This is a genomic window from Tianweitania sediminis (genome assembly GCF_017813335.1).
In the GTDB taxonomy this organism is placed as follows: Bacteria; Pseudomonadota; Alphaproteobacteria; order Rhizobiales; family Rhizobiaceae; genus Tianweitania; species Tianweitania sediminis.
The window spans coordinates 152,240-171,791 of record NZ_JAGIYY010000009.1; the positions used below are offsets into that span (position 1 = coordinate 152,240).

Annotated in this window: 19 protein-coding genes and 1 tRNA gene; 12 read left to right on the forward strand and 8 right to left on the reverse strand. The window is 61.1% G+C overall.

What is annotated here, in order from left to right; all coding sequences use genetic code 11:
• Positions 1 to 18: 18 nt before the first annotated feature.
• Positions 19 to 1,125 carry an NAD-dependent epimerase/dehydratase family protein gene (locus J5Y06_RS19540; RefSeq protein WP_209336874.1) on the reverse strand — a complete coding sequence of 369 codons (1,107 nt, stop codon included), beginning with the start codon at positions 1,123 to 1,125 and terminating at the stop codon, positions 19 to 21.
• A 407-nt stretch (positions 1,126 to 1,532) separates the two neighbouring features.
• On the opposite strand from J5Y06_RS19540, the gene J5Y06_RS19545 reads away from it, so the two are divergent.
• From J5Y06_RS19545 to J5Y06_RS19555, 3 genes are read left to right on the forward strand one after another with little or no spacing between them, the layout of a single operon-like run.
• On the forward strand, positions 1,533 to 2,921 hold the full coding sequence (locus J5Y06_RS19545) for a UDP-glucose dehydrogenase family protein (protein WP_209336875.1): 1,389 nt from the start codon (positions 1,533 to 1,535) through the stop codon (positions 2,919 to 2,921).
• Positions 2,922 to 2,927: 6 nt separating this feature from the next.
• On the forward strand, positions 2,928 to 3,926 hold the full coding sequence (locus tag J5Y06_RS19550) for an MDR/zinc-dependent alcohol dehydrogenase-like family protein (RefSeq protein ID WP_245248114.1): 999 nt from the start codon (positions 2,928 to 2,930) through the stop codon (positions 3,924 to 3,926).
• Positions 3,923 to 4,924 carry a Gfo/Idh/MocA family protein gene (locus J5Y06_RS19555; protein WP_342453464.1) on the forward strand — a complete coding sequence of 334 codons (1,002 nt, stop codon included), beginning with the start codon at positions 3,923 to 3,925 and terminating at the stop codon, positions 4,922 to 4,924. Before J5Y06_RS19550 ends, J5Y06_RS19555 begins: the two co-directional genes overlap by 4 nt.
• A gap of 41 nt (positions 4,925 to 4,965) precedes the next feature.
• On the opposite strand, the gene J5Y06_RS19560 is transcribed toward J5Y06_RS19555, so the two are convergent.
• Genes J5Y06_RS19560 through J5Y06_RS19575 form a run of 4 tightly spaced genes read right to left on the reverse strand, consistent with a single transcriptional unit; the run spans position 4,966 to position 8,430 of the window.
• Positions 4,966 to 5,901, reverse strand: a complete 936-nt coding sequence (locus J5Y06_RS19560; protein ID WP_209336876.1) for a beta-xylosidase — start codon at positions 5,899 to 5,901, stop codon at positions 4,966 to 4,968.
• Positions 5,898 to 6,656: a TIGR04290 family methyltransferase gene (locus J5Y06_RS19565; protein WP_245248116.1), complete on the reverse strand. Its 759-nt coding sequence runs from the start codon at positions 6,654 to 6,656 to the stop codon at positions 5,898 to 5,900. The genes J5Y06_RS19560 and J5Y06_RS19565 overlap by 4 nt, the downstream gene beginning before the upstream one ends.
• Before the next feature lie 38 nt (positions 6,657 to 6,694).
• The gene (locus tag J5Y06_RS19570) at positions 6,695 to 7,315 is read right to left on the reverse strand and encodes a histidine phosphatase family protein (RefSeq protein ID WP_209336878.1); all 621 of its coding nucleotides are present in this window, start codon (positions 7,313 to 7,315) and stop codon (positions 6,695 to 6,697) included.
• Entirely contained in the window at positions 7,312 to 8,430 is a 1,119-nt protein-coding gene (locus J5Y06_RS19575; RefSeq protein ID WP_209336879.1) for an inositol-3-phosphate synthase, read from the reverse strand. The genes J5Y06_RS19570 and J5Y06_RS19575 overlap by 4 nt, the downstream gene beginning before the upstream one ends.
• Positions 8,431 to 8,617: 187 nt before the next feature.
• Here J5Y06_RS19575 and J5Y06_RS19580 point away from each other — a divergent pair, with 187 nt between their 5' ends.
• The 5 genes from J5Y06_RS19580 (at position 8,618) to J5Y06_RS19600 (ending at position 14,080) form a co-directional block, all read left to right on the forward strand.
• Complete coding sequence (locus J5Y06_RS19580; protein ID WP_209336880.1) at positions 8,618 to 9,151, forward strand: (2Fe-2S)-binding protein; 534 nt, start codon at positions 8,618 to 8,620, stop codon at positions 9,149 to 9,151.
• Entirely contained in the window at positions 9,148 to 10,161 is a 1,014-nt protein-coding gene (locus J5Y06_RS19585) for an FAD binding domain-containing protein (RefSeq protein ID WP_209336881.1), read from the forward strand. Before J5Y06_RS19580 ends, J5Y06_RS19585 begins: the two co-directional genes overlap by 4 nt.
• Before the next feature lie 10 nt (positions 10,162 to 10,171).
• Positions 10,172 to 12,418 (forward strand): xanthine dehydrogenase family protein molybdopterin-binding subunit, encoded by a 2,247-nt coding sequence (locus J5Y06_RS19590; protein WP_209336882.1) that lies wholly within the window; start codon positions 10,172 to 10,174, stop codon positions 12,416 to 12,418.
• A complete protein-coding gene (locus tag J5Y06_RS19595) occupies positions 12,418 to 13,521 on the forward strand; it encodes a catalase family protein (protein WP_209336883.1) in 1,104 nt (367 codons plus the stop codon). The genes J5Y06_RS19590 and J5Y06_RS19595 overlap by 1 nt, the downstream gene beginning before the upstream one ends.
• Positions 13,522 to 13,630: 109 nt before the next feature.
• On the forward strand, positions 13,631 to 14,080 hold the full coding sequence (locus tag J5Y06_RS19600; RefSeq protein ID WP_209336916.1) for a pyridoxamine 5'-phosphate oxidase family protein: 450 nt from the start codon (positions 13,631 to 13,633) through the stop codon (positions 14,078 to 14,080).
• 17 nt (positions 14,081 to 14,097) lie between these two features.
• Here the strand turns inward: J5Y06_RS19600 and J5Y06_RS19605 are convergent, their stop codons facing one another.
• A complete protein-coding gene (locus J5Y06_RS19605) occupies positions 14,098 to 14,655 on the reverse strand; it encodes a hypothetical protein (RefSeq protein WP_209336884.1) in 558 nt (185 codons plus the stop codon).
• 140 nt (positions 14,656 to 14,795) lie between these two features.
• Positions 14,796 to 14,870, reverse strand: a tRNA-Asn gene (locus J5Y06_RS19610).
• A gap of 199 nt (positions 14,871 to 15,069) precedes the next feature.
• Between J5Y06_RS19610 and J5Y06_RS19615 the strand changes: the two genes are divergently transcribed.
• On the forward strand, positions 15,070 to 15,336 hold the full coding sequence (locus J5Y06_RS19615; protein WP_209336885.1) for a hypothetical protein: 267 nt from the start codon (positions 15,070 to 15,072) through the stop codon (positions 15,334 to 15,336).
• 42 nt (positions 15,337 to 15,378) lie between these two features.
• Here J5Y06_RS19615 and J5Y06_RS19620 read toward each other — a convergent pair whose 3' ends face one another.
• Positions 15,379 to 16,053: an alpha/beta hydrolase gene (locus J5Y06_RS19620; protein ID WP_209336886.1), complete on the reverse strand. Its 675-nt coding sequence runs from the start codon at positions 16,051 to 16,053 to the stop codon at positions 15,379 to 15,381.
• A 241-nt stretch (positions 16,054 to 16,294) separates the two neighbouring features.
• On the opposite strand from J5Y06_RS19620, the gene J5Y06_RS19625 reads away from it, so the two are divergent.
• From J5Y06_RS19625 to J5Y06_RS19635, 3 genes are all read left to right on the forward strand, one after another.
• The gene (locus tag J5Y06_RS19625) at positions 16,295 to 17,452 is read left to right on the forward strand and encodes a cysteine desulfurase family protein (RefSeq protein WP_209336887.1); all 1,158 of its coding nucleotides are present in this window, start codon (positions 16,295 to 16,297) and stop codon (positions 17,450 to 17,452) included.
• A 132-nt stretch (positions 17,453 to 17,584) separates the two neighbouring features.
• Positions 17,585 to 19,111, forward strand: a complete 1,527-nt coding sequence (gene sufB / locus J5Y06_RS19630) for a Fe-S cluster assembly protein SufB (RefSeq protein ID WP_209336888.1) — start codon at positions 17,585 to 17,587, stop codon at positions 19,109 to 19,111.
• Positions 19,108 to 19,530, forward strand: coding sequence for a GFA family protein (locus J5Y06_RS19635; RefSeq protein ID WP_209336889.1), 423 nt, complete (start codon positions 19,108 to 19,110; stop codon positions 19,528 to 19,530). Before sufB ends, J5Y06_RS19635 begins: the two co-directional genes overlap by 4 nt.
• Positions 19,531 to 19,552: the final 22 nt, after the last annotated feature.

The following is a 19,552-nucleotide window of genomic DNA, read 5'->3' on the forward strand; positions in this document are numbered from 1 at the left end:
AGGAAGCTGTCGTCCTGTTCAAGATACCAGCCCTCGTTCTTCCAATTCCTTGCGCATCTGCGCACCCCGATCTTCCGCACCCGTTTCGCTGACCCACTCGGCCAACTCGCCAAGTGTGTCCTGCAGGCGATGCTTTGGCTCGAACCCAAGCAGTTCGCGGGCGGCCGAGATGTCGGCGAAGCAGTTGCGGATATCACCGGAACGCGCCTTGTTCAGGATGTCAGGCTTGATGTGGGAGACGCCCATGGCGTCCGCGAGCAGCGTTGCGACTTCTGCGATGGTGTAGGCATTGCCGCTGCCGATGTTGATCACGTGGCCGTTGGCTTTGGGAGCGTCCAGCGCCATGCGGAAAGCTCGCGCGACATCGCGAACATGCACGAAGTCGCGGCGTTGTTCGCCGTCTTCGAAGATCATCGGTGGCTGACCATTGGCAAGGCGCGAGGCGAAATTCGCCAAGACCCCAGTATAGGGATTCGACAGCGCCTGGCCCGGTCCGAACACGTTGAACAGGCGCAACGCGACAGCCTCGACATTGTAGGCTTCGCCGAAGATCAGCACTTCGCGCTCCTGCGCGAACTTGGTGAGCGCATAAATAGATGCGAGATCGACTGGCTTGTCTTCGGAGGTCGGGATCGGCTTCAGCTGTTCGCCCGAGCTTGTCGTTGGCTGCCAAAGGCCTGTCTTTACGCGCTCGCCCTGCCTGCGAATGTTGCCGTGCCGCACTCCGTCGGCTGTTTCGTAGAGCCCTTCACCATAAACGCTCATGGAAGAAGCCACCACGATGCGCTTGATTGGCTTGCCGATCATCTTTTCGAGGAGAACAGCCGTGCCAAGATCGTTTGCGCCGACATAGCGCGCGATCTCGTACATGGACTGACCGACGCCAACTTCCGCTGCGAGATGGATGACGCTGTCCATGCCGTCCAACGCCCGCGAAACTGCATCGGCATCTGTCATCTGCGCGTGGATGAACTCGACCCGCTCATCCAGAACAGGTGCAGCACCGCCGTGTACCTGCTCGATCAGCCCGTCCAGAACCCTGACCTGATGCCCCGCGGCGAGCAATTCCTCGACAACATAACGCCCGATGAAGCCACAGCCCCCGGTCACCAGCACTTTCCGCACCTAGAATCGCTCCTTGATCACCTGCGTTGCCACCATAACTAGCAAGGATCTTCTTCTCGGAAACCCTGGCTTCCATTAACAAATGTGAATTCTAGCTGGCATTTAGCCGACGTTGTCCGGAGAACCGTTGCAAAGGAGGCTTCTTCCTCTTGAACAAACATGGTGCTGGAATAGTTACGGCCGCGTGTTGGTGCGCGCCGGAGCTGATCCGAGGGGAGGGGCTCGCCGAGGCGAGAAAGTGGTGGACAAGACCTGCAGTTGACGTTCCGCTCCAGCTTTTGCTGCTCCCCGGGCTTGCTGGACACGCCTGCGGACGAAAAGGTCAAGCGAAACGTAACGTTGGAAATGTCCGCAGCACCCACCCGGAGCTGTTTGGGGTGGGAGAATGAGGGTTAACTGAGGGACGTATGAAGATTGCAATTCTTGGCGCCGGCTATGTCGGTCTTACGACCGGTACTTGCCTTGCCGAACTCGGTCACGACGTCACTTGCGTCGATCTGGATGAAGCCCGCATTGCCAAGCTAAACGGCGGTGAGGTTCCCATCTTCGAACCCGGTCTGGAAGAGATGCTGCGCAATCATGTGGGCGCTGCGCATCTGCGGTTCACGACTTCCATCGCATCTGGTGTCGATGGCGCCGACGCCGTTTTCATCGCGGTCGGCACACCGTCGCTGCCTGACGGCGACATCGATCTGTCCTTCGTGGAAGAAGCGGCCCGCAGCATTGCTCGTCTGGTGAAGCCGAACTGCGTGATCGTCGTGAAATCCACGGTCGTCGTGGGCACCTGCAAGGCGCTGCGCGAGATCATCGCCGAAGAACGGGGTGCGCTCGATTTTTCTATCGCATCAAACCCCGAATTCCTGCGCGAAGGCTCTGCCGTGAGCGACTTCCTCAGCCCGGATCGCGTTGTGTTCGGTTCGGACGATCCGCGGGCCCGGGCGCTCCTGGAAAAGATCTATCAGCCGCTCGCCGACAAAGGCACGCCGATCCTGTGCACCACCAACGCGAATGCCGAACTCATTAAGTATTCGGCTAATGCGTTCCTTGCCCTCAAGATCGGCTTCATCAACGATGTCGCCAATCTATGCGAGCAGGTGGGGGGCGATGTGAACGCCGTTGCGGCAGGCATCGGACTCGATAAGCGCATCGGCTCAAGCTTCCTTGCTGCCGGTCCGGGCTACGGCGGGTCCTGTTTTCCAAAGGATACACGTGCTTTCGCTGCGATTGGCCGCAAGCACGGCACGCCGCAAAGTCTGATCGAGAACCTGATTGCGAGCAATGATGCACGCCCGCAGGCGCTGGCAGATCGTGTCTTACGCGAGTTGGGAGGCGACCCGCACGCGGTCACGATTGCCGTGCTTGGCCTCGCCTTCAAAGCGAACACTGACGACGTGAGAGAATCGCCCAGCCTCGCAGTGATCAACCGGCTGCTCAAGGCTGGCTGCACGGTGCGGGCTCACGACCCAAAAGCGATGCAAGCGGCGGCACCTCATATTTCCGGCGCTGAGCTGTGCGACGATGCGTTTGCCGCTGTTGCCGGTGCCGATGCCGTGATCGTTTTGACGGAGTGGGACGAGTACCGGCAGATGAACGTGGCGGATGTCGTGCGGGCGATGCGTGGCCGCTTGCTCGTGGATTATCGCAATCTGTGGAACGTGGCGAACATCGCCGATCTCGATGTGCATTATGTCAGCATCGGCCGCGCCCCGGCTCCGCGCTCCAAGGCGTCCGGAAAAGTCGCAAAGGCCAATCCGCGCGGCGATCGGTCCGCGGTTGCGGTGTCTCCGGCAGGCTGAGCCAGCATGCAAGAAGCAGGAACCGGTGCGGCTGAGAAAAGCCACACGATGCGCGCGGCGTTGGTGACCGGCGCCGGCCAGATGAGAGTGGATGAAGTTGCTCGCCCGCAGCCTGGGCCGGGTGAGATTCTCCTGCGTCTTCAGGGCTGTGGCGTTTGCGCTTCCAATCTCGGCCCCTGGTCGGGACCGGACTGGATGCAGTTTCCAACCGAGCCCGGCGGACTGGGTCATGAAGGCTGGGGTACCATTGCAGCTGTTGGCGCGGACGTAGCCGGTTTTTCGGTGGGAGACCGGGTCGCGGCTTTGTCGCAGCATGCTTATGCCGAGTTCGACACCGTTGCTGCTGACATGGCGATCCGCTTGCCAGCAGCTTTTGGCGATCGGCCATTCCCGGGCGAGCCGCTTGGGTGCGCCATGAACATCTTTCACCGCGCCGAAATCGAAGCCGGGCAAACCGTGGCCATTGTCGGCATCGGCTTTCTTGGTGCTCTTCTCACGCAGCTTGCCGCTGGTGCCGGCGCCCAGGTGATCGCAATCACCCGCCGGCCGTTTGCGCTAGATTTCGCGCGACGGATGGGTGCTGCGGAAACGATCGTCATGGACGATAATTGGCGCATCCTGGAGGATGTTCGCGCCCTCACGAATGGGCGCTTGTGCGAGCGGGTGATCGAAGCGGTGGGCAAGCAATGGCCGCTCGATCTTGCGGGCGAACTCACCGCCGAACGAGGCCGCCTGGTGATCGCCGGCTACCATCAGGACGGACCGCGCCAGGTCAACATGCAGATGTGGAACTGGCGGGGACTGGATGTGGTGAATGCGCATGAGCGCGATCCCGCGATCTACATGCGCGGCATGCGCGAAGCGGTGGATGCCGTTCTCAGCGGACGGCTCGATCCAGACCCGCTTTATACCCATACCTATCCGCTTGATGAGCTCGGAACGGCCCTGGATGCGACGCGCGACCGGCCCGACGGCTTCATGAAAGCTCTGGTGGCGCTGCGGTGAGCGCGGGTGAAACCAAGCCGCGCGTCGGTTTTCTCGGTGTGGGCTGGATCGGCCGGCACCGGATGCAGGGGATCCTCGAAACGGGTGCTGTGGAGATCATCGCCGTCGCAGATCCGTCCGCCGAAATGGCAGCGCAAGCGGCCGCTCTTGTTCCCCAGGCAGTGGTGGGTGCAACGATCGAGGACGTGCTTGGTCAAGACCTCGACGGACTGGTGATCGCAACACCAAGCGCTCAGCATGCCTCGCAAGCTATCCAGGCGCTGGAACGCGGGGTGGCGGTTTTCTGCCAAAAGCCGCTTGGCCGGTCCGCAACGGAGGTGCAGCAGGTGGTGGAGGCTGCACGCGCGGCTGATCGACTGCTTGGGGTGGACTTCTCCTACCGCCATACCGCAGGCATTCAGGCGATCCGCTCGCTCGTGCAGGTGGGAGAACTCGGCGCCATTCGCGCAATCGATCTGACTTTCCACAACGCTTATGGTCCGGACAAGCCCTGGTTTTACGATCGCGCGCTCTCCGGCGGCGGATGTTTGATCGATCTCGGCGTTCACCTGATCGATCTTGCTTTGTGGGTCTTGGATTTCCCGGAGGTCAGCGACGTTCAGGGTCACCTCCTCTCCAATGGCAAGCTTCTCGACCCGCAGCCGCAAGAGGTCGAGGATTATGCCTTGGCGAGCTTCCGGCTGGGCTCTGGCACCCTCGTTCGCCTTGCCTGCTCCTGGCGCTTGCCCGCCGGCCGAGACGCGGTGATCGGGGCAGAGTTCTACGGCGAGAAGGGTGGGGCGGCGCTGAAAAACGTCGACGGCTCGTTCTACGACTTCACCGCCGAGCTTTATCGCGGAACTGCGCGTGAGGTGCTGGTGACGCCGCCGGATCAATGGGGCATCAGGGCCGCGCAGGATTGGGCTCGCCGCCTTGCATGGGATGGACGCTATCACCCTGAAGCGGAGCGCTTTGCGGCTGTGTCCGAGGTTTTGGATCGGATCTACGGGGTCGTCTGACCGGAAGCCAGAGGTTTCCGGTCAGACGCAGATGCAAGGGTTCACACCGTCTCGCCGACCTTCGTCCCAACACTGGAAGTCATTTTGCCTCCACCCGCGTAGCGGTTGGTCATGAGGGCGCAGAACTCGGCAAACTCTTCGGGTACCTGGGGTGCGCTCGTGTGGTGGGGCTGGATGCCACGATGCTCGGGCGTGAAGCAGTAGGTCACGGTCACATCGAAATCAGCGAGCGCGTCCATCTGCCGGTCGAACCAGTCCATTGCGTTCTCACGGAAGCTGTCTGCCCAAGACAAGCCGGTGCGCACATGCTTCACGCCGAGCCGCTTCATCCAGGCCACCGCGTCGTCGAGCCGATGATCGTGATAATGGAACCATTGCACCAAGCCCATCTCGGGCGCGATCTCGGCGAACGCCTCCAGCGAGGGCTTCGGCGTTCCATCCTGCCGCAAAAGGCCCATGTGGAAATGGCGGTAGTAGGATGAGCCTTCTGCTTCGCGATGTCGGGTGGTTGCTTCCCATTCCCGAGGAAGATCATAAAGGGAATACCAGTGGATCCGCGGTGCCTGTCCGCGAAGAAGCTCGGCCGTCCGCTTCAGCCCCCAGAGCTGCACTTCCTCCGCGCCAAAAGTCGAAACACCAACTTCGCTGACCCACACAGGCAGATGCGTGATGCCTCGAATTTCTGCAACCTTCTGGGGCCATTCGTCGATCTGCCACAGATTCCAGTCGAGGGGAAAGCCATGGACGGCCACCGCATCGACGTGATCCAGCACGCCGAAGTGCTTCATGCGTTCGATAAAAAAGGTGTCGATCGGCGAAATCCCGCCGAGCACGCGCGTCAGTCCAGGTGCTTCGGCGGCGATGGCCTGGCCGGCGAGCTTTGCCATATGGGCGAATTGCGACCAGTCAGGGTCGATTTCCGGATCCCAATGCGACTTGTTGTTGGGCTCGTTCCAGATCATCGCTGCTTCGATCAAGACTGTTCTCCTTTCGCCGGATAGACTGCTTCAGCGCCATAGGCCCGGTCCGCGACCCGGCAGATGAAGACTTCGATTTCCGGATGCTCTTCCACACGGAAGCCAGCGCTCCTCAACATGGCTTCCGTTCCTGCCCGGTTGGGTGCCCACCAGTTGGTGGGGTCATTGGCATAGCGATGCTCGATGAAGTGCATCTTCGGATAGCCGGGCTCATCGAAGATCGCCTCTTCCTCGAACGGGTAATCGCTGGCGACCCGCGATACATCCATGCTGCCGCGTTGCATTGTTTGGAACACAAGCATGTCGCGCGCCACGTGTTCGCGGATCAGGTCGAGAGCAAGGAGCGGATGGCGCAGGTGGTAGAATACGCCCATGAAAAGGACGAGATCGAACTTCTCGTTGATTGCTCCGACGTCGAACACCGACAGCTTGCGAAACTCGATGTCAGCACCCGCGATCTCAGCTACGAAGCGGGACTGGGCGAGGTAATGATCGTCCGAATCGATGCCCAGAACGCGCGTCGCACCGCGTCGTTTCATTTCGAGGGAATAGAAGCCGGCATTGCAGCCAATATCGAGAACGGATTTGCCAGTCAGGTCGTGCGGAATCGCATGTCGGAAGCGGCGCCATTTCTCATGCGGGTAATTGCCGAGAAAATGGTGCGGCGCAGTCCAGTGCCCCTGGAGCTCAATGTTGTGGAACCACGGCCCCAACTGGTCGATGCGCTGTTCGATCTCGCTGCTCGTTAATGACAATTGCGTCTCCTTTCTTGCACGGCATTTCTGCCGCACCCTCAAGCGCTGGGATGGGTGTCGATCCGCTCGTTGAGCCACAAGAGCTTTGCCCCCCAGTCGCCCCATGCAAGACCGGTGGTGGATGCCGGATCAACATCGAAGCGATGGAGTTGGCCGATTGGAAGATTGAGCACGTGACAGACCGCGGCCTTGATGAGATCGGCGTGCGTGACCATGACGATCGTATCGCCCGCCTTGCCCTCGTGTCGCGCTGCCTCAACGCTCGCCACGATTCGGGCCTGCACGGCAGCCATCGTTTCACCGCCGGGTGTTCGCGCCGTGGCCCGCTGCTCATTCCATGTGCGCCATGCTGGATCCTGGTCGAGCTCGTCCCAGGTTCGATTGGTCCAGGTGTCGCCGAAGTCGATCTCGTCCAACCGGCCATCCGTTTGCACGGCGGGGAGTCCGCAAGCCGATGCAAGCGCGTGCGCTGTTTCCTGCGTCCGCGGTTGTGGACTGGCGATGATCTGGGCCGGCCGAACCGAACGGATCCGCTGCGACAATCGCTGTGCCTGGTCCCGGCCGATCTGGCCAAGGCTGACGCCGGGGGTGCGGCCGGTGAGCCGATCGCCCAGGCCGTCATGCGCAGCATGTCGAACAAGAAGGATCGTGCAGGTCAAAGCGCCGGCTCAGCCACTTTCCGTTCGCCTTCGTCTTCTCCGTTGCCGGCAATGAAGCTGAGCGTGCGCTCGCGCGCTTCTGCATCGGTGAACTGCTGGGGAGGAGACTTCATGAAATAGCTTGACGGGCCGACCAGGGCGCCGCCGATCTTGCGGTCGAGCGCCAGCTTGGCGCAGCGCACCGCGTCGATCACCACGCCGGCCGAATTGGGGGAGTCCCAGACTTCCAGCTTCAGTTCGGCGCTCAAGGGCACGTTGCCGAAGGTCGTGCCTTCGAGGCGGATATAGGCCCATTTGCGATCGGTAAGCCAGGGAACATGGTCGCTCGGACCGACATGGATGTTGCCGGCTTCAAGCGGCACGTCGATCTGGCTCGTTACCGCCTGCGTCTTGGAAATCTTCTTCGATTCCAGGCGCTCGCGTTCCAGCATGTTCAGGAAATCGGTGTTGCCGCCGAAATTCAGCTGGTAGGTGCGGTCGACCCGCACACCCCGTTCGCGAAAAAGGTTGGCCAGCATGCGGTGCACGATCGTTGCACCAACCTGGCTCTTGATGTCGTCGCCAATGATGGGAACGCCCTTGGCGGCAAAGCGCTGCTGCCATTCCGGCCGCGAAGCGATGAACACAGGGATGCAGTTGACGAAGGCAACACCTGCCTCGAGTGCCTGTTCGGCGTACCATTCGGTTGCCTGCTGTGAGCCGACGGGCAGATAGGAAACCAGCACGTCCGCACCGCTGCGGCGAAGCACGTCGGCCACGTCCACGGCGGGTGCACTCGACTCCTCGACCAAGTCGGTCAGGTATCGACCCAGCCCATCAAGCGTCGGCCCGCGCTGGACCTGCACGCCGGTTGTGTCAACATCCGCGAACTTGAAGGTGTTGTTGGGTTCGGAGAAGATTGCTTCGCTGACGTCACGGCCGACCTTGTCCCCCGCCACGTCGAAGGCACAACAGATCTCCACATCGCTGACATGGTAGCCGGCCAAGTCTACGTTCATGAGACCGGGGATAGGCTCATTGCCGCTGGCGTCACGATAGAAGCTGAGACCTTGGACCAGCGAGGATGCGCAGTTTCCAACGCCTACAATGCCAACGCGAACTTTCCTTGAACCCATTCCGTTCCCAATCGTAGGATCTAAGTACATCCGCCCATTCTAGGGCGTTACAAGAAAGGTTCCACGGCTGCGAACCGGATTCCCCATCCTGATGCCCCATGTGCCTCGCCTTGGGTGCCAAGCGCAACCGGGAACCTAATCGGTGCAGAGCGCTTTTCGCTGTTGATCCTCCAGCCAGCGAGCAACCATGCCTCCGCAAGCCACGCTTCAGCCAGCGGCTCCCGCTTTTGACGTCAAAGTTGATTTCAGTCTCACCATCAACGGTCGCAAACACAGCTTTTCAGTTGAGCCCTGGGTCACCTTGCTCGATCTCCTGCGTGAGCGCTTAGATCTGACTGGATCCAAGAAGGGCTGCGACCACGGACAATGCGGTGCATGCACCGTTCTCGTGGATGGCAAGCGCATCAACTCCTGCCTGAAACTGGCCGTGACGCTGGATGGGTCGGAGATCACAACGATTGAGGGGCTTGCGGACGGCGATCGGCTCCACCCGCTGCAACAGGCCTTCGTGGAGCATGATGCCTTTCAGTGTGGCTATTGCACGCCGGGGCAGATCTGTTCGGCTCAGGGCCTAATCAACGAGGGGCGCGCCAGGACGGCCGCCGAGATCCGCGAACTCATGAGCGGCAATCTTTGCCGATGCGGCGCCTACACCAACATCGTCGATGCTGTCGAAGAAGTTGTTCGCCAAGGTGCGCTTCATAAGGAGGCCGCGGAGTGATCCCTTTCTCTTACATCCGCGCCGGCTCTGCCGATGAAGCCACAGCTGCCGGTAAGGAACCGGCCACATGGTTCCTGGCTGGCGGCACCAACCTCATCGATTTGATGAAGGAAACCGTGGAGCGGCCGGCTCGGTTGGTGGATATCAACCAGCTTCCGCTGGATCAAATCGAGACGCTGCCCGGCGGCGGCCTGCGCCTTGGGGCGCTCGCCCGCAACGCGGACACCGCCTACCATCCCACCGTTGAAGCGGATTACCCGCTGCTCGCATCCGCCATCCTGGCGGGGGCGAGCCCGCAGCTGCGAAACGCCGCCACCAACGGCGGCAACATCAACCAGCGGACCCGCTGCTATTACTTCTATGACGTCGCCACGCCCTGCAACAAGCGCGAGCCGGGGTCCGGCTGCGGCGCGATCAATGGCGTCAATCGCATTCATGCGATTCTGGGGGCGAGCGACCAATGTATCGCAACCCACCCCTCCGACATGTGCATTGCCCTTGCCGCGCTCGACGCCACCGTGCAGGTCACCGGACCGGCCGGCCAGCGCAGCATTCCATTTGCGGACTACCACCGCCTGCCAGGTGACAATCCTTCCAAGGACAACACACTGCAGCCCGGCGAGCTTGTGACGGCAATTGATTTGCCAGACGGTAAGTTCACCAAAAACTACACCTATCTGAAGCTTCGGGATCGTCTTTCCTACGCGTTCGCGCTGGTTTCCGTTGCGGTCGCCATGAAGCTCGAAGGCGGGGCAATTTCGGATCTGCGCGTTGCTTTGGGTGGTGTCGCCCACAAACCATGGCGGCGACCGGAAGCGGAAAGGCAGCTCCTCGGTCGCGCACCCGACGACGCAGCGTTCAGCGAGTTCGCCGATGCTCTGCTCGACGGTGCGGTGGGGCAGGGCGAAAACGACTTCAAGATCCCACTGGCCCGCAAAGCGATCCAGCGGGCTCTTCGCCAAGCCGCGGCTGGTACGCCGCAGTCGCAAGTCGACAAGCGCATAGCCTGAGGCAGAACCGATGAGTACTTCCACAACCGCTTCTTCCATCGGCCAGCCCTTGAGCCGCATTGATGGTCCCGCAAAAGTCACCGGCCGGGCTAAATACGCTGCAGAGCATGCGGCGGACGGTCTTGCCTACGGTTGGGTCGTTTCCAGCGCGATTGCCAAGGGCAAGGTCAAGGCGATCCATGAAGAGGCTGCCCGTGCCGTGCCCGGCGTGATCGAGATCCTGACGCACAAGAACAGGCCGCATGTGGCCTGGTTCGACAGGAGTTATCGCGATCAGGTGGCGCCTCCCGGAGAACCTTTTCGGGCGCTGTACGACGATGAAATCAAGTTCAGTTTTCAACCTTTGGCGCTGGTTCTTGCAAAAACGCTTGAAGCGGCACGTGCGGCCGCAGCCTTGCTGCGCATCGACTACATCCAGGAAGAGCCGAACACCGACTTCGAAAACTCGCTTGAGAAGGCTTACGTCCCGCCGAAGAAGCGCAGCGGAATACCGGCGCCCGCCAGCCGGGGCGATGCCCAGAAGGCTCTCGACGAGGCCCACCTGAAGGTCACCGCGGATTATGCCTCCGCCGCCCACCACCATAACCCGATGGAAATGCACGCCACGACGGTAATTTATGGCAGTGACGGCGCGCTGACGGTTTACGACAAGACGCAGGGCTCACAGAACGTCAAGTCTTACCTCGTCGGCGTTTTTGGCCTCGCCAACGACAAGGTGACCGTGCGCAACCCCTATGTGGGCGGCGCCTTCGGTTCCGGGCTTCGTCCGCATTACCAGGTCTACCTCGCGACCATGGCAGCGCTTTACCTGAAGCGCTCGGCTCGCGTGACGCTGACGCGCCAGCAGATGGTGAGCCACGTGCGACGCCCGGAAACCTTCCAGTCCATGGCGCTTGGAGCTAGCGAAGCGGGTGGCTTGCAGTCGATCATCAACAGCGCCGTGACCGCGACATCCACCTTCGAAGACTACCAGGAAAACGTGGTGAACTGGGGCGTTGGAGCGTATCGCTGCGCTGATGCGGCTGCCGACTACAAGCTTGTGGCTCTCGACACGCCGACACCGGGCGATATGCGGGCGCCGGGTGCTGCAACCGGCATGACGCTTTTTGAATGCGCCATGGACGAACTCAGCTATGCCGTTGGCGTGGATCCGCTTCAGCTGCGCTTGTTGAACTATGCGGAGGTGGACCCGATCAGCGGCAACCCTTTCACCTCCAAAGCGCTTCGTGAAGCCTATGACATCGGCGCGGAGCGCTTCGGCTGGGGAAAGCGGCCCTCAGAGCCTCGCGCCATGCGCGACGGCAATGAACTGACGGGTTGGGGCATGGCGACCGGCATGTGGGACGCCACCTTCCAAAAAACGTCGGCTCGGGCGCGCATTTCTGCCAATGGTGGCCTCGAGGTCGCCACCGCAGCGTCCGATATCGGAACGGGCACTTATACGATCATCGCCCAAGTCGCATCCGAAACGCTGGGGCTGCCGACAGCCAATATCGACGTGAAGATCGGCGACAGCGATTTGCCGGCCTCACCCATTGAAGGCGGCTCCTGGATGGCGGCCTCAAGCAGCGCTGCGGTTCAGCTTGCCTGCCAGTCCCTCGGCACCAGGCTGTTTGAAGCCGCACAGGATCTCGACGGGAGCCCGTTCAAAGACATTAAGTTCGAAGCCGTCAGCTTCAACGATGGCCGCATCATCGCCAAGGATGATCCTTCGAGGTTCCTGTCGATCACGGATATCATGAAGCGCGCGGACCTCCCATCGCTGGAAGTCGTTGAAACCGCTGGGCCCGGCCTGTCGGGCATGGTCAGCCAGGTAAAAAAGGCGCGCGCCACTCACAGCGCAATTTTTGCGGAAGTGAAGGTCGATGACGAACTCGGCGTCGTGCGGGTCACGCGGATCGTGGTGGCCGTTGCGGCCGGTCGCATCCTCAACCCGAAGACGGCGCGCAGCCAGATCATGGGCGGCGTGGTGATGGGCATGGGCATGGCGCTGCATGAAGAAAGCATGATGGACACGCGCTTCGGGCGGCCGATGAACCACAACTTCGCGGAGTATCATATCCCGGTCAATGCCGACATTCACGGCATTGACGTGATCTTCGTGGAGGAAGAGGACAAGGAAGTTTCGCCGCTCGGCGTCAAAGGACTCGGGGAAATCGGTATAGTCGGAACGGCGGCGGCCATCGCGAGCGCGGTCTTTCATGCCACCGGCACACGCGTCCGCAAATTCCCAATCACGCTGGACAAGTTGATCTGATGGACGCTCACCGCAAAGGCTTCGAACCCTTCGACCCGCAGTTGACGGTTGCAGATCCGTCCGAAGAAGAAACGGCACGCGAACTCGACCAGCAGATGGCGAAGATCCGCGAAACCACCTTTGAAGACAGCGGCCACGCGATCCGCAGCGTGCATGCCAAGAGCCACGGCCTGATCGAAGCAGAGCTCGAGGTGCTCGGCGGTCTGCCGCGCGTCCTGGCGCAAGGCCTGTTTGCCAAGCCGGCGCGTTATCCGGCCATCATGCGCTTTTCCACCAATCCCGGTGACATCCTGCCCGACAGTGTGTCGACCCCACGCGGGCTCGCCATCAAGATCCTTGATGTGGAGGGCGAGCGGCTGTCGGGCGCGACCGAACGCCGGACGCAAGACTTCATCATGGTCAACGGCCCGACCTTTTCGGCGCCGAACGGCGAAGCATTCCTTCAGAACCTGAAGCTCCTGGCAGCGACAACCGATCGAGGAGAGGGTCTGAAAAAGGCTGTGTCGGCGGCACTTCGCGGACTTGAGTCCACCGTTGAGGCTTTCGGCGGAGAAAGCGCGGCATTGAAGTCCCTCGGCGGGCAGCCGCAAACGCACATTCTGGGCGAAACCTTCTTCACCCAACTGGCGCAACGCTACGGCAATAACATCGCCAAGCTTTCGCTTGCGCCCATCTCGGCCAATCTTAAGGCGCTCACGGACAAGCCGCTCCCCGCGGCTGGAGATCCCAACGCCATACGAGACGCGGTTGTCACGTTCTTTGCGCAAGAAGGGGGAGAATGGGAGCTGCGCGTGCAGCTTTGCACCGCCCTTGACGAGATGCCGATCGAGCCAGCGAACAAGGAATGGGATCCGGTGAAAAGCCCTTATCTTCCCGTTGCGCGCGTGCGGGCGAAGCCGCAGACCGCCTGGTCTGCGGAGCGCTCGCGCGCCGTGGATGACGGCATGGGCTTCAACCCGTGGAACGGCATCGTGGAGCATTGGCCGCTCGGTCCGCTGATGCGCATGCGCCGGCGAGCTTACCAGCACTCACAGGAGTTTCGATCGGAACGCAACGGCTGCCCCGTTCATGAACCGAACGCTGCCTCCTTGCCGGGCTCGTGAGCTGTGACGATCATTGGAAGATGCGGTTGTCGACTATTCACGCAGCCGAGCGGAACACGGCGACGATGCGGGGATTGTCCCTGCTCCTTTTACCTCGGAGATCATCCCAGTGGCTGACCTGACTTTGCAAGACATTTCAAAGAAGATGGCGGAGATTGACTTCGCAATGCTGAGCACGCGTAGCGAAGGAGGGCTCTTCGCGGCGCGCCCGATGAGCAACAACGGGAATGTCGAGTATGATGGCGACTCCTTCTTCTTCGCCTATAACGACACGCGCACTGTGGGCGATATTTCCAAGGACAAGAACGTCGGGCTGACTTTTACCGGACCAAAGAGCCTGCTGGGGAAGCCGGGCATCTTCATCGCCATTGAAGGACTCGCGGAGTTGATCCGGGACAAGGCGCAATTCAAGGCGCACTGGAACAAGGATCTGGAAATCTGGTTCCCGCAGGGTGTCGACACGCCGGGCCTGACCTTGATCAAAGTGCACGCGACGCGGCTGCACTATTGGGATGGTCAGGACGAAGGCGAGATCACCAGCTTCGGCCATTCTGCCTGAGCGTAGCAGGCCGGCCGCTAGTCGATCTTCCGGAGATCGCTGACCCTGACCGTTCCTTTTTGGCTGGTGAAAGTGAGGGTGGCGCTGCTTCCTTGGGCTTGCGCCACGCCGCTGATCGCATGGTCAGCCGTGTCATACACAGTGATGTGGCCGCCATCGTCGATTGCAAGCCGCTTCTCGGCCGGGAAAACCGCATAGCGCATCGCATTCTGGCTGCCGGTTGAGGCCGGCTGCCCCAGATCGCCGGGCCACCAGTCAGCACGCCTGCTTTCGCCCGACCGGTAGCTCACCTCTTCCGCGGATTGCGCCGTCTCTTCGGGATTGTGGCGCACAAAAGCAGCGAGGTCCGTCGCCAGCGCCGCAACCTTGGCTTTCAGGTGATCATTGAACATGTCGGAGATCATGATCATGCCGCTCGACCATTGCCCGAACCCGCCAAGCGCAGGATGATTGAACTGGGCCATAGACCCGCCGCTGCGACGCAGTGCTTCCAGGAGGGTGCGCACCGCATCTTCCGGCACGTCGTGCTTGGCGGCCAATCGCGGAACGAGTTCGGTCTCGGTTTGCTGGGTCATGACGGGATCTCGCATCCTGCTGCACAATTCCCAGATAGTCTCTGGAACGACTCTGCCTAGCTGTTGCCGCACTTTGCCGGGCATGCAGCATGACGCACGCGAAGCGAACGTGCTGCCGAATCAACAAGATTGTTTGGAAATGGCTCCCCGGGCCGGATTCGAACCAGCGACCAACCGGTTAACAGCCGGTTGCTCTACCACTGAGCTACCGGGGAACAGTGCTCGTTTTCGAGTGCGCTGCCTATAGCAAAGAGGTTTTGAGATTGCAAAGAGGCATTTCACCTTTTTCCAGATCTCTGACCTTCCGCAACGAAACGCATTCCTGAACCAGCGAACTCAGAAGTTGGCAGCGGGGCTGGAACGGGGCAAACGACAGGCCATATGCGGACCGCACTCAGATTTGGCTGGTAGCAGATGTCCTCGCCCCTCAATGAACCGCATGCGCCGCAGATCCGCTTGTTCAACCGGACGATCCGGATGCCGCGTGCGCGGTGGCTGCGGGTTCTGATCGGGGTGGTTCTTGTTTTCGGCGGCTTTCTTGGCTTCCTGCCGATCCTCGGCTTCTGGATGCTGCCGCTCGGGGTTCTTGTGCTTTCCTATGAGTTTGCATGGGTTCGCCGCCGACGTCGCCGGACGGCTATCTGGTGGGGGCGGCGCAGGTCAGACAAGCAGCGCTCATGAAAAAGGCCGCCCTTGGGCGGCCTGTTTGGGGTGCAGGGCGGGTCAGCGCAAGCGCTTGGGACGAGGATCGGCCAGTTCGCCAGCCAGCCGACGGTCGAGGTAGTCCGCACATTCCTCGATCAACTCGGGCTCCTGATTGGCAAAGAAGTGGTTCGCGCCTGACATGGTCTTCTGGGTGATCGTGATGCCCTTTTGGGTGTGCAGCTTGTCCACCAGCGTTTGAACGTCCTTGGGCGGGGCGACCTTGTCCGAATCGCCGTGGATGATCAGCCCCGAAGACGGGCAGGGCGCCAGAAACGAGAAGTCATAAACGTTTGGCTGCGGGGCGATGGAAATAAAGCCTTCGACTTCCGGGCGACGCATCAGGAGCTGCATGCCGATCCACGCGCCGAACGAATAACCGGCCACCCAGCAGCTCTTGGAATCGGGGTGGAGGGACTGGATCCAATCGAGGGCTGCCGCCGCATCCGACAGTTCGCCTGCACCGTGATCGAACTCACCCTGGCTGCGCCCGATCCCGCGGAAGTTGAAGCGCAGCGTGGTGAAGCTTCGCTTCTGGAACATGTAGAAGAGCTCGTAGACGATGCGGTTGTTCATCGTCCCGCCGAACTGGGGATGCGGATGGAGAACGATCGCGATTGGCGCGTTCTTTTCCTTCGAGGGCTGGTAGCGACCTTCGAGGCGGCCTGCTGGACCGGTGAAAATGACTTCGGGCATTGAAACTCCAAGGGGCGAGAGTCGGTCCTCCGCCTGTGATGAATGGCTGCCATGCCCGACGAGACTTGACGCTCCTCGGCAGGCTCCGTAGAACCTTCTTTAGAACCATTCAAAACTGGCCGAGGGCGAAGGCCTGCCGGCAAAGCGGCTAAATAGGACGCGGCACTTTGCGTTTTCAAGGAAATAACGCATCCCGGCTTTATTCGTTCGCGTGGAGCACCGCGGATGGGAGTGTACGCCTTTGACTGCCCCGCGCGTTTACCTCGACCACAATGCGAGTATGCCGCTGCGCCCTGAAGCGCATGCCGCAATGCTGCAGGCCTTGGCGCTCACGGCAAATCCGTCCTCGGTTCATGCGGAAGGTCGCCAGGCGCGAAAGCTCGTTGAGGCTGCACGGCGAGACGTTGCGCTGCTCGTGGGGGCAGATTCTGCCCGGGTGGTGTTCACCTCAGGCGCCACGGAAGCGGCAGCAACCCTGCTCACCCCGTTCTGGACCATGGGGCGGGCGCCGCTGCGCTTTTCCAGGCTTTATGTGGGTGCAACCGAGCATCCCTGTGTTCTGCAGGGCGGGCGCTTCGCCGCGGAAGACATTTCCGTGCTGCCCGTTCGTCCCGACGGGCGCCTTGACCTCGACGCGCTGGCTTCCGCCATGGCCGGGCACGACAAGGAGGCCGGACTGCCGCTCGTGTCGGTGCAGGCTGCAAACAACGAGACCGGCGTTCTCCAGCCGCTCGACGAACTCGCTGCGGCAACGCATGCAGCGGGTGGGATCCTTGTTGTTGACGCCGTGCAGGCGGCGGGCCGCGTTGCACTCGACCTGACTGAAGCGGCGGCAGATTATCTGTTCTTGTCGGGACACAAGATCGGCGGCCCGAAAGGTATCGGGGCCATCGTGTCGACCTCCGACGTCATGATGCCGGCCCCCTTGATCCGGGGTGGCGGACAAGAGCGTGGCCATCGCGGGGGCACAGAAAACCTGCCGGGGATGGTTGGGTTCGGCGCGGCTGCGCGTGCGGCACGTGGCGAGCTTGACAGGGCGGGAGCGCTCCGGGAGCGTCGTGATCGGCTCGAAGCTCGCATTGCGGACATTGTGCCGGATGCCGCCATTCACAGCCAAACTGCTGATCGCCTGCCCAACACGATCTTCTTTACAGTTCCCGGTTTCAAGGCTGAAACCGCGCAGATTGCCTTTGATCTGTCAGGCGTTGCCTTATCGGCGGGATCTGCGTGTTCATCCGGCAAGGTTGGTCGCAGCCATGTGCTGGATGCGATGGGATGGACGGGTGAGGGCGCACTGCGCGTTTCGTTCGGTCACCAAACAAGCGACGAAGAGTTGCAGCGTTTTTGCGAGGTCCTTCGGGACATCGTGGCGCGGCGGGACAGTCGTCGCGCCGCTTGAAGAATGCCGGACTTTCATCCTTGCAGGGGTGAATTCCGGTCGAAGAACCACTACATGATGGCGGTATTCGCAAGCACTGCGAAAACGTCGTCGACTGCCGGACCTTGAACCCGGCAAGGATGGAGATTGCTCATGCCTGCTGTGCAGGAAACAATCGATCAGGTTCGCCTCATCGATGTCGACCAATATAAGTATGGCTTCGAAACCACCATCGAGATGGACAAGGCCCCGAAGGGCCTGAACGAAGACATTATCCGCCTGATCTCGGCCAAGAAGAACGAGCCACAATGGATGCTCGACTGGCGTCTGGAAGCGTATGAGCGCTGGAAAACGTTGGAAGAGCCGACCTGGGCACGCGTCGATTATCCGAAGATCGATTTTCAGGATATCCACTACTACGCGGCGCCAAAATCGACGCCGGGGCCGACCTCGCTTGCGGAAGTCGATCCGGAACTGCTGCGGACCTATGAAAAGCTCGGCATCCCGTTGCGCGAGCAGGAAATCCTGGCTGGCGTGAAGAAGCCCGGCCACGAAGCATCCGAAGATGGCGTTGTTGCCGACGAGGTGGTTGGCGAGAAGCGTCGGGTGGCAGTTGATGCCGTGTTCGACTCGGTTTCGGTGGTCACGACCTTCAAGGAGGAACTCGCCAAGGCCGGAGTGATCTTCTGCTCCATCTCGGAAGCGATCCGTGAGCACCCGGAGCTGGTCCGCAAGTATCTGGGGACCGTCGTACCGACGTCGGACAATTATTATGCGACGCTGAACACGGCCGTCTTCACCGATGGGTCCTTCGTGTTCGTGCCGAAGGGCGTTCGTTGCCCGATGGAGCTGTCCACCTATTTCCGGATCAACGAGAAGAATACGGGCCAGTTCGAGCGCACGCTGATCATTGCGGAAGAGGGCGCTTACGTCAGCTATCTTGAAGGCTGCACGGCCCCGCAGCGCGACGAGAACCAGCTCCATGCAGCGGTGGTGGAACTGATTGCGCTCGACGATGCAGAGATCAAGTATTCCACCGTGCAGAACTGGTATCCCGGTGACGCACAGGGCAAGGGCGGCATCTACAACTTCGTGACCAAGCGCGGTGATTGCCGTGGCCATCGATCGAAGATCTCGTGGACGCAGGTCGAAACGGGTTCGGCGATCACCTGGAAATATCCGTCCTGCATCCTGCGCGGTGACGACAGCCGCGGCGAGTTCTACTCGATTGCCGTGTCGAACGGCTTCCAGCAGGTCGACAGCGGCACCAAGATGATCCACCTCGGCAAGAACACGTCGAGCCGCATCATCTCGAAGGGCATTGCTGCAGGCTTTTCGCAGAACACCTATCGCGGCCAGGTTTCGGCACACCGCAAGGCAACCAGCGCGCGCAACTTCACGCAGTGTGACTCGCTTCTGATCGGCGACCGCTGCGGTGCGCATACGGTGCCCTATATCGAAGCCAAGAATGCGACGGCTCAGTTCGAGCACGAGGCAACGACGTCGAAGATCTCCGAGGACCAGCTGTTCTACGTCATGCAGCGCGGCATCCCGGAAGAAGAAGCGATCGCGCTGATCGTCAATGGCTTCGTGAAGGACGTGATTCAGGAGCTGCCGATGGAGTTTGCCGTGGAAGCGCAGAAACTCATCGGCATCAGCCTTGAGGGGAGCGTCGGGTGAGCGAATCTCCGCGGGCTGGACAGTGCGATTGCGGCCATGTGCGGGTGCGCCTGAACGGGCCGATCGTTGCCATGACGGAATGCTGGTGCAGCGACTGTCAGAAGGAGACCGGCGGCGGTAGCTCGCATAGCGTCATCGTTTCGAGTGATGACGTCGAGATCGTGGGCGAACAGCTCGGAACCCGGACGCGCCGTTCGCAGCGTGGAGCCGAAGTAACCCGATCTTTTTGCCTCGGCTGTGGAAATACCATCAAAGCGGCCGTTGGCGATACACCTTTCATCGGCCTGCGGGCCGGCCTTTTCGATGACCGGGCCTTCTTCCGGCCGCAGATGGTTCTGTTTGCGAGTGAGGCGCCTGCCTGGGTTAGCTTCCCGGCCGGAGCGAAGCTTTTCGACAGCCAGCCCAGCGCTGCGGCCTGAGAACGCGATTACGAGAGAAACG

Excerpts from the sequence above, each read along its gene's own strand:
- J5Y06_RS19545 (WP_209336875.1), top strand. The coding sequence starts at position 1,533 with ATGAAGATTGCAATTCTTGGCGCCGGCTATGTCGGTCTTACGACCGGT.
- J5Y06_RS19550 (WP_245248114.1), top strand. The coding sequence starts at position 2,928 with ATGCAAGAAGCAGGAACCGGTGCGGCTGAGAAAAGCCACACGATGCGC.
- J5Y06_RS19575 (WP_209336879.1), bottom strand. The coding sequence starts at position 8,430 with ATGGGTTCAAGGAAAGTTCGCGTTGGCATTGTAGGCGTTGGAAACTGC.
- J5Y06_RS19580 (WP_209336880.1), top strand. The coding sequence starts at position 8,618 with ATGCCTCCGCAAGCCACGCTTCAGCCAGCGGCTCCCGCTTTTGACGTC.
- J5Y06_RS19590 (WP_209336882.1), top strand. The coding sequence starts at position 10,172 with ATGAGTACTTCCACAACCGCTTCTTCCATCGGCCAGCCCTTGAGCCGC.
- J5Y06_RS19595 (WP_209336883.1), top strand. The coding sequence starts at position 12,418 with ATGGACGCTCACCGCAAAGGCTTCGAACCCTTCGACCCGCAGTTGACG.
- J5Y06_RS19605 (WP_209336884.1), bottom strand. The coding sequence starts at position 14,655 with ATGACCCAGCAAACCGAGACCGAACTCGTTCCGCGATTGGCCGCCAAG.
- J5Y06_RS19615 (WP_209336885.1), top strand. The coding sequence starts at position 15,070 with ATGTCCTCGCCCCTCAATGAACCGCATGCGCCGCAGATCCGCTTGTTC.
- J5Y06_RS19620 (WP_209336886.1), bottom strand. The coding sequence starts at position 16,053 with ATGCCCGAAGTCATTTTCACCGGTCCAGCAGGCCGCCTCGAAGGTCGC.
- sufB (WP_209336888.1), top strand. The coding sequence starts at position 17,585 with ATGCCTGCTGTGCAGGAAACAATCGATCAGGTTCGCCTCATCGATGTC.